At 70.9% G+C, this 14302-nt stretch carries 12 protein-coding genes and 1 pseudogene; 9 read left to right on the forward strand and 4 right to left on the reverse strand.

Annotated elements, in window-relative coordinates; translation table 11 throughout:
* Positions 1–47 precede the first annotated feature (47 nt).
* The 7 genes and pseudogenes from BKK81_RS27660 (at position 48) to BKK81_RS27690 (ending at position 9557) form a co-directional block, all read left to right on the forward strand.
* On the forward strand, positions 48–1790 hold the full coding sequence (locus BKK81_RS27660; RefSeq protein ID WP_083384483.1) for a putative bifunctional diguanylate cyclase/phosphodiesterase: 1743 nt from the start codon (positions 48–50) through the stop codon (positions 1788–1790).
* A 106-nt stretch (positions 1791–1896) separates the two neighbouring features.
* Positions 1897–3471 carry a methyl-accepting chemotaxis protein gene (locus BKK81_RS27665; protein ID WP_071019529.1) on the forward strand — a complete coding sequence of 525 codons (1575 nt, stop codon included), beginning with the start codon at positions 1897–1899 and terminating at the stop codon, positions 3469–3471.
* A 195-nt stretch (positions 3472–3666) separates the two neighbouring features.
* Positions 3667–5613, forward strand: a complete 1947-nt coding sequence (locus BKK81_RS27670) for a diguanylate cyclase (RefSeq protein WP_071019532.1) — start codon at positions 3667–3669, stop codon at positions 5611–5613.
* A 272-nt stretch (positions 5614–5885) separates the two neighbouring features.
* Positions 5886–6718 (forward strand): annotated as a pseudogene (gene phnC, locus BKK81_RS27675) (phosphonate ABC transporter ATP-binding protein).
* Positions 6719–6820: 102 nt separating this feature from the next.
* Positions 6821–7813 carry a phosphonate ABC transporter substrate-binding protein gene (gene phnD, locus BKK81_RS27680; RefSeq protein ID WP_071019534.1) on the forward strand — a complete coding sequence of 331 codons (993 nt, stop codon included), beginning with the start codon at positions 6821–6823 and terminating at the stop codon, positions 7811–7813.
* A 94-nt stretch (positions 7814–7907) separates the two neighbouring features.
* Complete coding sequence (phnE, locus tag BKK81_RS27685) at positions 7908–8702, forward strand: phosphonate ABC transporter, permease protein PhnE (protein WP_071019537.1); 795 nt, start codon at positions 7908–7910, stop codon at positions 8700–8702.
* A gap of 318 nt (positions 8703–9020) precedes the next feature.
* Positions 9021–9557 carry a phosphonate degradation HD-domain oxygenase gene (locus BKK81_RS27690; RefSeq protein WP_071022456.1) on the forward strand — a complete coding sequence of 179 codons (537 nt, stop codon included), beginning with the start codon at positions 9021–9023 and terminating at the stop codon, positions 9555–9557.
* A gap of 29 nt (positions 9558–9586) precedes the next feature.
* On the opposite strand, the gene phnN is transcribed toward BKK81_RS27690, so the two are convergent.
* From phnN to phnF, 4 genes are all read right to left on the reverse strand, one after another.
* Positions 9587–10144: a phosphonate metabolism protein/1,5-bisphosphokinase (PRPP-forming) PhnN gene (phnN, locus tag BKK81_RS27695; RefSeq protein ID WP_231908110.1), complete on the reverse strand. Its 558-nt coding sequence runs from the start codon at positions 10142–10144 to the stop codon at positions 9587–9589.
* Between the two features lie 20 nt (positions 10145–10164).
* Positions 10165–10920: a DUF1045 domain-containing protein gene (locus tag BKK81_RS27700; RefSeq protein WP_071019543.1), complete on the reverse strand. Its 756-nt coding sequence runs from the start codon at positions 10918–10920 to the stop codon at positions 10165–10167.
* A gap of 18 nt (positions 10921–10938) precedes the next feature.
* Positions 10939–12132 carry an alpha-D-ribose 1-methylphosphonate 5-triphosphate diphosphatase gene (locus BKK81_RS27705; RefSeq protein ID WP_071019545.1) on the reverse strand — a complete coding sequence of 398 codons (1194 nt, stop codon included), beginning with the start codon at positions 12130–12132 and terminating at the stop codon, positions 10939–10941.
* Between the two features lie 91 nt (positions 12133–12223).
* On the reverse strand, positions 12224–12958 hold the full coding sequence (gene phnF / locus BKK81_RS27710; protein WP_071019548.1) for a phosphonate metabolism transcriptional regulator PhnF: 735 nt from the start codon (positions 12956–12958) through the stop codon (positions 12224–12226).
* Between the two features lie 277 nt (positions 12959–13235).
* On the opposite strand from phnF, the gene phnG reads away from it, so the two are divergent.
* On the forward strand, positions 13236–13676 hold the full coding sequence (gene phnG, locus BKK81_RS27715; protein ID WP_071019550.1) for a phosphonate C-P lyase system protein PhnG: 441 nt from the start codon (positions 13236–13238) through the stop codon (positions 13674–13676).
* Between the two features lies 1 nt (position 13677).
* Positions 13678–14301 (forward strand): phosphonate C-P lyase system protein PhnH, encoded by a 624-nt coding sequence (phnH, locus tag BKK81_RS27720; protein WP_156811466.1) that lies wholly within the window; start codon positions 13678–13680, stop codon positions 14299–14301.
* Position 14302 lies beyond the last annotated feature (1 nt).

Below are 14302 nucleotides of genomic sequence, written 5' to 3' on the forward strand. Positions count from 1 at the left end.
CGGCGCTGCGTCTTTTCCCCGGGTTTTCAAGACGGGGTCAGGTGGCGATGCAGCTCAGGTGTGCCGGTGAAACGGGGCGGTGCGGTCCGGCCTGCGCGACTGATAATCTTTCGCTCTACGCCTTCGCCATGGAGCAGGCGGGCGATTCGATTGTCATTACCGAGCCGAACGGGCGTGTTATCTATGTGAACCACGCCTTCGAGAAGCTGACAGGTTATTCCCGCGCTGAGGCCGTAGGGCGAAGCCTGGCGATATTGAAATCGGGCGAGATGGGCGACGATTTCTACCGGGAATTATGGTCCGTGATTGCCTCCGGTAAATCGTTCGAAGCAATTTTCCTCAACCGCAAGAAGAACGGTTCTCTCTTTTCGGAAGAGAAAGTGATCACGCCGCTGCGTGATGCTGCGGGCCGGATAACCCATTATGTGTCGGCCGGGCGCGACGTCACCTTCCGGCTCGAGGCCGAGCGCCGCCTGCGCGAACTGGCCTGTTACGACGACCTGACCAAGCTGCACAACCGCGCCAGCTTCTTCGACAGTCTCGACGCCCTGCTGTCGGCCAGCAGCGAGCGCTGCCAGGGCGTGACCCTGGTGCTGATCGACCTCGACCGCTTCAAGGGCATCAACGATGCGCTGGGCCACGACATCGGCGACCAGGTGCTGGTCAAGGTGGCCGCGCGCCTGGCCGGCGCGGTGCGGGGCAGCGACATCGTGGCGCGGCTCGGCGGGGACGAATTCACCATCGCGCTGGCCGGGCCGCTTACCGAAGGCGACCGCGAGGCTCTGCTGCAGCGCATCTCCGACCAGGTCGAGGCGCCCATCGTGCTGCCCGGCATGACGCTCTATGTCGGCGCCAGCATGGGCGTCAGCCGTTTTCCCGACGATGGCGGCGACAGCAAGGCCCTGTTCAAGCAGGCCGACATCTCGCTCTACGAAGCCAAGCGGGAAGGGCGCGGCCGCACCAAGCACTACTCGCCCACGCTCAAGCGCAACGCCGAGCGTTACCACCAGATCTACCAGGCGATCCGGCGCGCCTTCAGCGCCGGCGAGCTGTGGGTGGCCTACCAGCCGATGTTCGACCTGCGCAAGGGGCAGGCGGTCGGAGCGGAAGCGCTGGTGCGCTGGAATTCCCGCACGCTCGGTCCGGTGCCGCCGACCGAGTTCCTGCCGGTGGTGCACGATCTCGGGCTCGGCGGCAAGCTGACCGATTTCGTGCTCGAACGCGCTTGCCAGGACCTTGCACGCACCCGTGCCGAGCTGGCCCGGCCGTTCAGCGTGTCGGTCAATATGCCGGCCGACGAACTGCATGCGCATGGTCTCAGCGGCAAGCTGGAAGCCCTGCTGGCACGCGCCGGCCTGCCCGCGGGCGCGCTCAAGATCGAGATCACCGAAGGCGCGCTGGTGGCGCAGGATGACGGCTCCACCGCGGCGCTCGAAAGCCTGACGCGCGCCGGCGTGGACATCTATATCGACGATTTCGGCACCGGCTACTCGAACCTGGGCTACCTCGGGCATATCCCGCTCGCCTCGCTGAAGATCGCGCGCCAGTTGATCGCCGGCATCCGCCAGGGCGCGTCCGCGGGCAAGATCGTACGCGCCATCCTGCACCTGGCCTCGGCGCTGGGCGTGGGCGTGATCGCCGAGGGCGTGGAGACGCGCGAGGAACTGCGTTTCCTCGAGGCCGAGGGCTGCCAGTACGCGCAGGGCTTCGCGCTGGCGCGGCCGATGCCGATCGGCGAGCTGCTGCATTTCCTGAAGACGAGCGGCGCGGGCGAAGGCGGGGCCGGCTAGGGCCCGCCGCCAGTCCGCACCGCGCGCGCGCCGGAGGCGGCTGGTCCCGGATCACGCTTGCCGACGGCGGCAAGAAGCGCGCGGATATCTACCCACAGGCAAGACCATGCGCGAGAACCTACCGATCAACGACAACGAGTACGTGCTGCCGGACGGTGAAGTGATCGTCACCCGCACCGATACCGAGAGCCGCATCACCTATGCCAACGAGGCCTTCCTGCGCAGCAGCGGCTTCCCCCGCGAGGCGGTGCTGGGCGCGCCGCAGAACATCGTGCGCCATCCCGACATGCCGGCCAAGGTATTCGCCGACATGTGGCGCACGCTGCAGGCCGACCGCCCGTGGACCGGCGTGGTCAAGAACCGCCGTGCCGACGGCGGCTTCTACTGGGTGCTGGCCAACGTCACGCCGATGTTCGCCGCCGGACGCAAGGTCGGCTACATGTCGGTGCGGACCCGCCCGACGCCGGCGCAGGTGCGGGCGGCGGATGCGCTCTACCGCAAGATCCGCGCCGGCCGGGACCGCACCTTCGAGCTGCGCGGCGGCGAGGTCAGGCGCACGGGTCTGGCCGGGCTGGCCGGCCGCGTGCTGGGCAGCCCGGTCCATGTGCGCCTGTGGGGCGTGATGCTGGCGCTGGTGCTGGCCATGCTGGCGCAGGCGCTGTGGGCCGCCTTCCCCGGGGCGGGCGGCGCGGCGCACGGCGCCGTGGGCTGGGCGCTGTTCGCCGCGGGCGCCGCGCTGGGCGTGGGGGCCGCCGCCTACCTGTCGCACCAGGTACTGCTGCCGCTCAAGCAGCTCAACGCGACCGCCTTCGCGGTCTCCAGCGGCAGCGTGCAGCAGCGCTTTCCCGAGCGCGGCGATGCCGAGACGCGCCTGCTCGGGCGCGTGTTGAACCAGATGAACGCGCGCCTGGTCGGCGTGCTGCTGGACGCGCGCGGCGCCGCCGACGTCATCCGTGCCGCGGCACGCAGCCAGGCGGACAGCAACGCGGACTTGTCGCAGCGCAACGAGGAGCAGGCGGCGACGGTCGAGCAGACCACCGCCAGCCTGTCGCAGATCACGGCCAGCGCGCGCCGCAATGCCAGCGGCGCCGACGGCATGCGCGACGCCGCCCGGCAGGCCGCGGCCGCCGCCGCGGCGGCGAACGGCGAGGTGCGCAAGGTGGTCGGGCTGGCCGAGGCGCTGGGCCGGCAGTCGCTCAAGGTCGGCGAGATTGCCTCGATGATCGACGGCATCGCCTTCCAGACCAATATCCTGGCGCTCAACGCGGCGGTCGAGGCTGCGCGCGCCGGGCAGGGCGGGCGCAGCTTCGCGGTGGTGGCCGGCGAGGTGCGCAGCCTGTCGCAGCGGACCGCCGCCGCGGCGCGCGAGATCAAGCAGCTGCTGGACGATTCGAGCCGCTCGATCGGGCTTGCCGGCGCCGCGGCGGACGCGGCGGGGGCGTCGATGGGCGGGGTGGAGGACACCGTCGGCAAGCTGATGGAGAGCGTGATGGCCATCGCCGGCGCCAGCCGCGAACAGAGCCAGGAGATCGGCCACATCGACCGCGCGGTGGGGCAGGTGGCACAGTTGACGCAGCGCAACGCGGCGCTGGTCGAGCAGGCCGCCGAAGGCGCGGCGCGGCTGGAGCGGCAGGCCCAGCAGCTCGAGGACTGCGTCAACGTGTTCATGGTGGCGCACTGAGGCGCGGCGCGGAGGGCGCGGCAGCGGCCGCCGCGCCGGGCGCTCTCCCGCTTTCTCCTTGTTTCCGCCCCATCGTCCCGGCGCCTGGGGGGCGGTGGCTTCCTTTCGACCCGGAATCGACGTAGGCTAGTCGCCTGCCACGGTGTGGCGCGCGGCGCGCGCGGCTCCCGTGGCGCTTGCCGCGGAATTCCTCACATGCCCTGGTCGATCCGAAGCCGCATCATCGTGTTTTCCGGCGCCACGAGCGCGCTGCTGCTGACCGCGACGGCGGTCTGGCAGCCGCCGGCCGTGGCCGGCGTGCTGGGCGGCACGGCGCTGTCGATGCTGCTGGCCTGGCTGGCGTGCGGCTGGATCACGGCATCGCTGGACCGGCTCCGGCGCGGCATCCGCCATATCATGGCCACGCGCGATTCCACCGACCCGGTGCCGCGTCCGGGCGCGCAGGACGTCCCGCCCCGCGGCGAGATCGTGCACGCGCTGACGGTGGAGTTCGACGCGCTGCTCGACGAGCTGGAGACGCGCCGCAGCGTGACCACGGCCATCATCGACGCCTCGCCGCTGGGCTACTTCCGTACCGATGCCCAGGGGCGCACCGTCAGCGTCAACGAAGCCTATCGCCGCATCACGGGCCTGGAGGCTGGCAGTACGCTGCACTGGGACGACCTGCTGGTGCCCCAGGAGCGGGCCGGCGTGCGCGACGCCTGGCAGCACGCGGTCAGCCGGCGCGTCCCCTACCGGGCGCTCCAGCATATCGAGCACGGCCGCGGGCGCGAGGTGCGCGCGATCGCGGTCAGCAGCTGGCCGGTGATGCTGGGCAGGACCTTCCGCGGCTTCGTCGGCGCCATCGAGGACGTGACGGCGCGCGAGAGCGCGGAGAGCGAACGGCGCCACCTGCTGGAGATCTTCGACGCCTCGTCCGACTTCTTCGCCCAGCTCGATGCGCGCGGCAACCTGATCTACCTGAATCCGGCCGGCCGGCGGCGCGCGGGCCTCGGCGCGGCCGCGCCGCTGGCAGGGCACAGCTATGCCGATTTCCATCCGCCCGAGACCATGCGGCGGCTGGCCGAAGAGATCCTGCCGCATGCCGGCCGGCATGGCATGTGGCTGGGGGAGACCACCATGCTGGGCGGCGGCGCGCCCTTTGCCGCCAGCGAGATGATCATCGCCCACCATGACGACAGCGGCCGCATCGAGCGCTTCTCGGCGGTGATCCGCGACATCAGCGCGGACAAGGTCAATGCCGACGCGGTCGCGCGCAGCGAGGCCACGCTGCGCGCGCTGGCCGATGCCATCCCGGGGCTGGTCGCCTATATCGACCGCGACGAGGTCTACCGCTTCGTCAACCTGTCGTATGAGCGCGGCTTCGGCGTCGGCCGCGGCGAGGTCATCGGCAAGACGCTGCACGCCTTCCTCGGCGACGCCGAGTACCGTGATATCGCTATGCACGTGCGGCTGGCGCTGCAGGGCGAGCGCGTGGTGTTCGAGCGCGCGCGCATGCGCAACGGTGTCAAGCATTACGTCGAGAGCACCTATCTGCCGCAGCGCGACGGCAGTGGCAGTGTCGTCGGCTTCCATGCGGTGCTGTCCGATATCACCGAACGCAAGCGCGAGGAAGAGCGGCTGCTGCGCGCCAGCCTGACCGACCACCTGACCGGCCTGCTGAACCGCGCGGGCTTCGAAAGCGCCGCCGAAGCGGCGATCCGCGCGGCGCGCGCCACGGGCAATACGCTGGCCTTGCTGTTCGTCGACCTCGACCACTTCAAGGCGGTCAACGACACCCATGGCCACGCCGCCGGCGACCTCGTGCTGAAGGTGTTCGGCGAACGGCTGTGCGCTGCGCTGCGCGCCGGCGACGAGGCCGCGCGCTTCGGCGGCGACGAGTTCGCGGCCATCCTCGAAGGCATGCGGGCGGAACAGGATGCGCTGCTGTTCGCCGCCAAGGTAGTGGAGGCGGCGCGGCAGCCGTTCCCGCTGCCGGAGGGCGAGGCCAGGCTGGGTGCCAGCGTGGGCGTGGCGGTGCTGCGGGGCGACGACGACCTGGCCAGCCTGCTGCGCCGCGCCGACGACAATCTCTACCGCGCCAAGGCCGCCGGCAGGGGGCGTGCGTCGGCCGGCGATACGCTGCAGGCCGCCGCGCGCTGAGGCGCTGAGGCGCTGTGACACGGCGCTGTGACACGGCGCTGGCGTGAACGCGCGTGAATCCGCGTCGACGGCTTGATGGCGGCTTGATGGCGGCTGAGTGACGGAGCGGTGACGACTCTGTGATGCCGGCGTGACGCGGCGGACGGGGCGGGGTGGCGCGGGTGCCTCGTTATCCCGGCGCCCATGCGTCGAACGCCTTCGCCGCGCGGCTTCATCGTTCTGTCATCCGCACCGGCCAGAATCTGCGCACCGTTCAAGCAAGGAGAAGCGGCATGACGCATGCAATCGAAGTGCGCGGCCTGTCTAAATCATTTCGCGCAGACCGCAAGGCGCTCGACAACGTCACGCTGACCGTGGCGCCGGGTGAGATGGTCGCGCTGCTCGGCGCCTCGGGCTCGGGCAAATCCACACTGCTGCGCCACGTGGCCGGCTTTGCCCAGGGCGATGCCGGTGACGGCGAGGTGCTCGTCAACGGCCGCTGCGTGCAGCGCGGCGGGCGCCTGGCGAGCGATGTGCGGCAGGTGCGCAGCGAGATCGGCTTCGTCTTCCAGCAGTTCAACCTGGTCGGGCGCCTGCCGGTGATCACCAACGTCCTGCCGGCATGCTGCCGCGCATTCCGCTGTGGCGCAGCCTGATCCGTTTCTTCCGCAACGAGGAGATCGACGCCGGCCTGGAAGCGCTTGCCCAGGTTGGTATAGACGACTATGCATTTCAGCGTGCCTCGACCTTGTCGGGCGGCCAGCAGCAGCGCGCCGCGATCGCCCGCACGCTGGTGCAGAACGCGCGCGTGATCCTCGCCGACGAGCCGATCGCGTCGCTGGATCCGGAATCCGCGCGGCGCGTGATGGAGCTGCTGGCGCAGATCAACCGCAGCCGCCGCACGGCCGTGGTGGTGTCGCTGCACCAGGTCGACGTGGCCATGCGCTACTGCCCGCGCGTGGTCGCGCTGCGCCACGGCAAGGTGGTCTACGACGGCCCGTCGGCAGCCCTCAGCGCGGCCATGCTGCGCGATCTGTACGGCACCGAGGCCGCCGAGCTGCTCGAGCCCTCGGCGCCGGCCGGCGCCGGCGCGATGCCAGCCGTGCCCGGCCTGGTCGCCGCCTGAACCTGGCGGGACGCCCGCGGGCGTCCCGCGCGGCCGGCGGCCGTGTGCCGCCGGCCACCCGATTGTCCCTCGGCCTTTGCCATCCCCCCACTGGAGTCCACCATGTTCCGCAGAACCTTTCTCGCGGTGCTCGCCCTGAGCGCCATCGCCGTGCCGGCCGCCGCCCAGGAGGGCAAGACGATCAACATCGGCCTGATCTCGACCGAGACCTCGTCCAACCTGAAGGCGGCGTGGCAGCCCGTCATCGACGACCTGAGCAAGGCGCTCGGCATGCAGGTCAAGCCCTTCTTCGCCTCCGACTACGCCGGCATCATCGAGGGCATGCGCTTCAACAAGGTGCAGGTGGCCTGGTTCGGCAACAAGTCGGCGATCGAGGCGGTCGACCGCGCCAGCGGCGAAGTGTTCGCTTCGGTGATCGACAAGGACGGAAACCCGGGATACTGGTCGCTGCTGATCGTCAACAAGGACAGCGACCTGAAGACCCTGGACGACGTGCTCAAGCGCGGCAAGGAGCTCAGCTACGGTGCGGGCGATCCGAACTCGACCTCGGGCACCGCCGTGCCGGGCTACTACCTGTGGGGCGCCAACAAGATCGAGCCGAAGACCTTCTTCAAGGCCATGCGCATCAGCAACCATGAGTCGAACCTGCTGTCGGTGCTGAACAAGCAGGTGGACGTGGCGGTGAACAACACCGAGAACATGGAGCGCTACCGCATCAACACCGGCAAGAACGCCTACGACCAGGTGCGCGTGCTGTGGAAGTCGCCGCTGATCCCGGCCGATCCGCTGGTCTACCGCAAGGACCTGCCGGCCGACCTGAAGACCAGGATCAAGACCTTCTTCGTCAACTACGGCAAGGGCGCCGACGCCGAGCGCGAGAAGCAGGTGCTGGCCAAGCTGACCTACCAGGGCTTCCGTCCGTCGAGCGACGCCCAGCTGGTGCCGATCCGCCAGATCGAACTGGCCAAGGAAAAGCAGAAGATCGAAACCGACACCACCCTGGCCGCCGCCGACAAGGAAAAGCGCCTGGCCGACGTCGCCCGCCGCCTGGCTGAACTCGACAAGGCAACCGCCGCTTCCACCGCCACGCAGTAAGGCGTCAACGCCGCTTCCCGCGCGGGCCGGCAAGGGCCGGCCCGCGCGGCCACGTTTTCCGAGTCCACCGATGTCCTTCTCCCCCCGGCCCGCCATGTCTTCCTCCGCCACCAACAAGCTGCCGGCCCGGCCGCCGCGCACCTCGCTGCCGCTGCTGCTGGTCTGGGCGATCGTGCTCGCCATGCTGGCGCTGTCCTGGCAGGGGGCCGACATGCGTCCGCTCGACCTGCTGCGCGATTCCGGCAACATGGTCAAGTTCGCCGCCGACTTCTTCCCGCCCGATTTCCGCGACTGGCGCAACTACCTCGACGAAATGGTGGTGACCGTGCAGATCGCGATCTGGGGCACCTTCCTCGCCGTCGTGATGGCGGTGCCGCTGGGCCTGCTGTGCTCATCGAACATCGTGCCGCCCGCCGTCTACCAGCCGGTGCGCCGCCTGATGGACGCCTGCCGCGCCATCAACGAGATGGTGTTCGCCATGCTGTTCATCGTCGCCGTCGGGCTGGGACCGTTCGCCGGCGTGCTGGCGATCTGGGTGCATACCATGGGGGTGCTGGCCAAGCTCTTCTCCGAAGCGGTCGAAGCGATCGATCCGCGCCCGGTCGAAGGCGTGCGCGCCACCGGCGCCTGCGCGCTGGAGGAGATCGTGTTCGGTGTGATCCCGCAGGTGCTGCCGCTGTGGATCTCGTTCTGCCTGTACCGCTTCGAGTCGAACGTGCGCTCGGCCTCGGTGGTCGGCATCGTCGGCGCCGGCGGCATCGGCACCGTGCTGTGGGAGATCATCCGCAGCTTCCAGTACGCGCAGACCTGCGCGGTGATGATCATCGTGATCGCCTTCGTCACGGCGATCGACGTGCTGTCCGCGCAGATCCGCAAGGTGCTGGTCTGAGGCCAAGGTGCTGGTCTGAGGCTTGACCCAGCGCGATCCGTTTCGCGTCGCGCCTTCGGCCTCCCCTCTCCCGCTTGCGGGAGAGGGGCCGGGGGAGAGGGCAGGCGCTGACTGAGCACGTTGGCCAGGACACACCCTCGGCTTCGTCTTTGCGCTCACGTGCTGGATCACACCGACGGCTTCGTCATGCGTGGCGCCTTGCCGAACCACCCCTCTCCCCAACCCTCTCCCCATGCGGGGAAAGTGAGCCAAGACACCAGGCTTGGCGCGCACCGTTGGCGCATCCCTTCGATTTTCCCCATGACCATCCCATCCGATATGCTGACCCTCGACCGCATCCAAGCCCTCTTCGCCGGACACGGCAACGACTACTACGGCGGCGAGGCCATCAGCCAGACCGAACACGCGCTGCAGTGCGCCTGGCAGGCCGAGCGGGCGGGCGAGCCCGAGCCGCTGGTGGTGGCGGCGCTGCTGCACGACATCGGGCACCTGATGCTGGCCGAAAGCAGTACCACGGACATGCGCCACCAGGAAGCCGGCGCGGACGCGCTGGCGACGTTGTTCGGCGCGGAAGTGACCGAGCCGGTGCGCCTGCACGTGGCCGCCAAGCGCTATCTGTGCGCCCGCGACGCGGATTACCATGCCGGTCTGTCGCCGGCCTCGCAGCACAGCCTGGCGCTGCAGGGCGGTCCGTTCGACGCGCAGCAGGCCGAAGCCTTCGCCGCCGGCCCGCATGCGCTGGCTGCCGTGCGGCTGCGCCGCTACGACGATCTGGCGAAGGTGGTGGGGCTGGCCACGCCCGCGCTGCCGCACTATCTCGCCATGGCGGCGCGCTGCGTGCGTGCGGCGGGCTGAGGCCCACGGGAGGGAGTCAGGCGCCGCCCTCAGGCGGCGATCGGCGCGCGCACCAGGCGCAGCAGGGCATCGGCGGCCTGTTCGAGCGGGCCGCTGTTGTCGAGACGGGTCAGGCGGCAGCCGCGCGGCAGGTCGAAGGGCTGCGTGGCGCGCGCCAGGCGCGCCGCCACTGCTTCGCCGGACTCGCGCCCGCGCGCGGCCAGGCGCGTGGCCAGCACCTCGTGCCGGACCTGGACCTGCACGGCGTGCAGGCCAGGGTAGCGCGCGTGGGCGGCGCCGAGATGCTCGCGCGAGCCGTTGACCACCACGGTGAGTCCGCGCGCCATCCAGGCGTCGATCTCGATGCCGACCCCGTAGTGCAGGCCGTGGCTGCGCCATTGCAGGGCGAAGCAGCCCAGTTCCGAGCGGCGCGAGAACTCGGCCGGCGTCAGGGCCACCGAGGCTTCGCTGGCGTCGCTCGGACGGGTGATGTAGCGGTGCGCCACCAGCACGGGATCGCCGTCGGCAAGGCCTTCGCGCAGCGCGCGCAGCAGCGAGTCCTTGCCGCTGCCGGAGGGGCCCATGACGTAGACCAGTGCGCCGCTCATGGCGCCCTTCATGCCGCCCATCATGCCGCCGTCCCCAGCCAGGCCGCGCCCGCACCGTCCTCGACCGCGCCCGAGAAGCCATAGTGGCGTGCCACGACGAAATCGGCGCCCGGCTCGGGCTGCACGTAGAGGCTGATGCGCGCGACCGGCATCGCCGTGGCGGCGTGCCCGCCCGCCAGCCGTTGCAGGCGCGCGGTGGCATCCTGCTGCGCGGCCGGGTCGAGCTGGCCGGTCAGCGTGATGTGGAAGGTAAAGGTGTCGAACACGTAGGGGTAGCCCCAGCGCGCCAGCATCTCGCGTTCGGCGGCGCCGAGCTGCCCGGGGCGGCGGCGCGCGGTGTCCTCGGGCGTGGGCGGCGCGCGGAAGGCGTCGAAGCCGCGCACGGCATCGTCGGCCAGCGCATGCATGTGGCGCCGGCCCTCGTCGCCTGCGGGGCTGTCGTCCAGGCACCAGGCCAGGAAGCCGCGCAGGTTGCGCAGCGCCAGCCGGGCGGCAAAGGGCTGGCGGCCGCGGGCGAAGGCGCGGGCCGCCGCGTCGAGCATGGGCGGGGTGCGGTCCTGCGCGAGGCGGAAGGGCGCCTTCAGCGTGGCGTGCAGGCCGTAGTGGGCCGGGGCGCGGGTCCAGGCTGCCGGCGGGGCCTCGCCGTCCGGCGCGGCGGGCAGGGCGGCGCCGGTGTCGGCGCAGCGCCCCAGCCAGCGGCTGCCGATGCCGCGGAAGGGTTCGGCCGGCGCCAGGTAGACGGCGTAGCGGTGAGCTTGCTGGATGGCGGCCTTCATGTGGCTCTCACGCGGGATTCATGCGGCGGCGCGCGCCGGCTGCGGCGCGGCCAGGCCGAAGCCCTGGGTGGCGTGGCGCAGCACGCCGCCGACGATGGTGGCGCACACGCGCGGGAAGCCTGGCACGCTGTCGTCGACCAGGATGGCGTCGGCGCGCAGTCCCGGCGCGAGCGTGCCGCGGTCGCGCAGGCCGGCCGCGCGCGCGGGATTGCGTGAGACCAGGTCCCAGGCCGCCGGCAGGCTCGCCACGCCGAGGCGGGCGAGATGGAAGGCCGCCTGCAGCGGGGCCGGGTAGTAGTAGTCGGAAGCCAGCACGGTGCAGAGTCCGGCGCTGACCATCTCGGTGGCATCGGGCGCGCCGGTGTGGCTGCCGCCACGCATCACGTTGGGGGCGCCGAACACCGTGTCGTTGCCGAGCTGGCGCGCCATCTGGGCGGTTTCCACGGTCAGCGGGAACTCGGCGATGGCGCAGCCCTGGCGGTGGTAGTGCTGGCGCGTGGCGCGGTCCGGATCGTCGTGCGAGGCCACCGGCAGGCCGGCCGCGCGCGCGCCGGCGATCAGGCGCGCCATCGCCGCCGGCACCTCGGCCGCGTGCTGGCTGGCCTGGCGCAGGCGGCTGCGGAAGGTGTCGCTGTCGCATTCGGCGCGGTCGGCATACTGCACCACCTTGAGCTCGTCGCCCAGGCGCCTGGCCATGCCCGGCAGGTGGTCGTTGATGGCGAGCAGCTTGACCTTGCCGCTGGCCATCCAGTCCAGCGCGGTGTCGATGCCGGTCAGGTGGTAGCTCTCGAAGCGCAGGTGCACGAAATGGCTGGCGCCGAAGAAGGGACGCTGGCGCTCCAGCGCGTCGAACATGCGCAGCGCGTAGGCTTCGCCGCGCAGGCCGCCTTCCCACGACAGGGTGACGCCGTGCAGTTCGGTGGTGATGCCGTGTGCCAGCAACTGGCGGTCGACGTCGAACAGCGCGGCCTGGTAAGGGAAGCTGACACCGGGGCGCGGCATCACCGCGCGCTCGAAGGCGTCGCCATGGATGTCCACGATGCCGGGCAGCACCAGCAGGTCGCCGGCGTCGAGGCAGGCGCCGGCGCTGCGGCCGGTGGCGATGCGCCCGCCATTGAAGGGCAGGGTGGCGGCGCCGATACCGTCGGCGCCCAGCACGCGGCGGCCGGTCAGGCCCGCGAGCGGTGTCGGTTGGGAAGTGTAGGTGTCCATGCTGGCGAAGTTATCGCTGAGAGATGACAGACAGATGTCTAGACCAGTGAGGGCGGCCCGCCGTGCCGTTGCCGGCACCGCGCCGGGCGGCTCAGTCGGGATCGGCGACCGTGAGCTGCACCCAGTCGCCGGCGAAACGCACCAGGCTGTAGTGCAGCGGCTGGCCGTCGAGGTCCACGTTGAGGGATTCCACCTGCAGCACCGGCCGGGTCTTGGGCTGGTTCAGCAGGCGTGCCACCGGCGCGCTCGGCAGGGTGGCGGTGATGCGCGTCCACTTGCGCGTGTAGTCGGCGATGCCATAGTGGCCGAGCGCGCGCGAGATGGACTTGGTGGTACGCATCTGCTCGTCGAGGCCGTCGAACCGTCCGGCATCGAAGTAGTGCTCGGCCACGTCGATGGTGCGTTCCTCCGCCTTGCCCACCGTCTGCACGCGCAGGATGGACGCGCTGCGGGCCAGCCCCAGGTGCCTGGCGATGTCCGGCGCGCGCAGCGTCTGCGCCTCCATGACCTCGTTGTGGCCGCGCATGCCCTGGCTGGCCAGGTTCTGCGAAAAGCGCGTGCGGCGGCCGATGGCGTAGTCGATCGCGTGTTCCTGCACGAAGGTGCCGCGCCCCTGCTCGATGCGCACCAGTCCGTTCTGCTCCAGTTCGCCCATGGCGCGCCGGATGGTGTGGCGGTTGACGGCGAAGCGCGCCGCCAGCTCCGGTTCGGGCGGGAGCTGCTCGCCCGGCCCGTACAGCTTGGTGCGGATATCGTGCGCGAGCGCCTCGCCGATCTGGCGCCACACCGCTACGCCGGAACCCCGTTCGACTTCTTGTTCGGCCATTGCCTTGCCTTCTGTCATCAAGCATTCATCGTCATTGTGCGATTTTGCCTCATTGCGGTGCCGCGTGGCGCCGCCGTGCGAGGAGTCCGACTCCGCCGCGGGTGCGTCATCAAAGCTTCATGCGCCTATGGTGTAGTGCTGCCGTTGGTGGTAATTTTACATCTAAACGTATAGACGTATAGGGGTGATGATGAGCGAAAGCGGGATTCCCCGCCAGCACGGCGGAGCGGCGTCTGCGGCGTCTGCGGCACCTGGCCAGGCAGGGCGCGCGGCTTGGATGCGCGTGCTGGCGCTGGCCGGCGACGAGGCGCTGGATACGGCTTTCGGCCGCCTGCGCGAGGCCGGCGGCCTGCCGTCCTGGCGCTTCCTGCGCCGGCCGGAGTGCGGCATGGCGATGGTGCGCGCGCGTGCCGGGGGCACCGGAGCGCAGTTCAACCTGGGCGAGACCACGGTCAGCCGCTGCGCCGTCACGCTGGATGGCGAGGGCAGCGAGGGCGCCGCAGTCGGCGTGGCCTATGTGCAGGGGCGCAGCCTGCGCCATGCCGAACAGGCAGCCGTGCTGGATGCCCTGCTGCAGCTGCCGTCGTGGCAGGCGCGCATCGAGGCCAAGGTGCTGGCGCCGCTGGCGCAGGCGCACGCGGCCCGGCGCGCGGCCGAGGCCGCCGTGGCGGCGCAGACGCGCGTGGATTTCTTCACCATGGTCAGGGGCGAGGACTGAGATGGACAAGACGATGGAGTTGCGGGCGCCCGGTGGCGCCGGTCCCGGCCTGGTGGCCGGCTTCGACGACCCGGTCGGCGACGCGCAGCAGGTGTTCCGTGCCGCCCTGGATGCCATGGCCCACCCCGGGCGGGTGCAGGCACCCGCGCTCGCCTGCGGCGCGCCGCAGGGTCTCGGCGCCGCCATGGCGGCGCTGCTGCTGACGCTGGCCGACGGCGACACGCCGGTGTGGCTGCCGGCGCAGGTGCCGGCAGCCGCGCGCGATTTCCTGCGTTTCCACTGCGGGTGCCCGCTGGTGGACACGCCCGCGGCGGCGGCGTTCGTGGCGGTGCCGGCGGGCTTCGACGCCCCGGCCCTGTCGGCCTGCGCGCAGGGCGATCCGGCCTATCCGGACCGCTCCGCCACGTTGCTGCTGGAAGTCGCCTCGCTGCAGCAGGGCGAGGCGCTGAGCCTGAGCGGTCCCGGCATCGCCCAGCGCCAGGCGCTGCAGGTGGAGGGACTGCCGCCGGGGCTGCGCGCGCAATGGCGCGCCAACCATGCGCGCTTCCCGCTCGGCGTGGACCTGATGCTGACCAGCGGGGCGCGCTTCTGCGCGCTGCCGCGCACCACCCGCATGGAGGACTGAG

Origin of the sequence: Cupriavidus sp. USMAHM13, assembly GCF_001854285.1 — a bacterium.
Classification (GTDB): domain Bacteria; phylum Pseudomonadota; class Gammaproteobacteria; order Burkholderiales; family Burkholderiaceae; genus Cupriavidus; species Cupriavidus malaysiensis.

Bases quoted from the DNA above. Each gene is read 5' to 3' on its own strand.
- BKK81_RS27660 (WP_083384483.1), top strand. From the start codon at position 48: ATGCAGCTCAGGTGTGCCGGTGAAACGGGGCGGTGCGGTCCGGCCTGC.
- BKK81_RS27665 (WP_071019529.1), top strand. From the start codon at position 1,897: ATGCGCGAGAACCTACCGATCAACGACAACGAGTACGTGCTGCCGGAC.
- BKK81_RS27670 (WP_071019532.1), top strand. From the start codon at position 3,667: ATGCCCTGGTCGATCCGAAGCCGCATCATCGTGTTTTCCGGCGCCACG.
- phnD (WP_071019534.1), top strand. From the start codon at position 6,821: ATGTTCCGCAGAACCTTTCTCGCGGTGCTCGCCCTGAGCGCCATCGCC.
- phnE (WP_071019537.1), top strand. From the start codon at position 7,908: ATGTCTTCCTCCGCCACCAACAAGCTGCCGGCCCGGCCGCCGCGCACC.
- BKK81_RS27690 (WP_071022456.1), top strand. From the start codon at position 9,021: ATGCTGACCCTCGACCGCATCCAAGCCCTCTTCGCCGGACACGGCAAC.
- phnN (WP_231908110.1), bottom strand. From the start codon at position 10,144: ATGAGCGGCGCACTGGTCTACGTCATGGGCCCCTCCGGCAGCGGCAAG.
- BKK81_RS27700 (WP_071019543.1), bottom strand. From the start codon at position 10,920: ATGAAGGCCGCCATCCAGCAAGCTCACCGCTACGCCGTCTACCTGGCG.
- BKK81_RS27705 (WP_071019545.1), bottom strand. From the start codon at position 12,132: ATGGACACCTACACTTCCCAACCGACACCGCTCGCGGGCCTGACCGGC.
- phnF (WP_071019548.1), bottom strand. From the start codon at position 12,958: ATGGCCGAACAAGAAGTCGAACGGGGTTCCGGCGTAGCGGTGTGGCGC.
- phnG (WP_071019550.1), top strand. From the start codon at position 13,236: ATGCGCGTGCTGGCGCTGGCCGGCGACGAGGCGCTGGATACGGCTTTC.
- phnH (WP_156811466.1), top strand. From the start codon at position 13,678: ATGGACAAGACGATGGAGTTGCGGGCGCCCGGTGGCGCCGGTCCCGGC.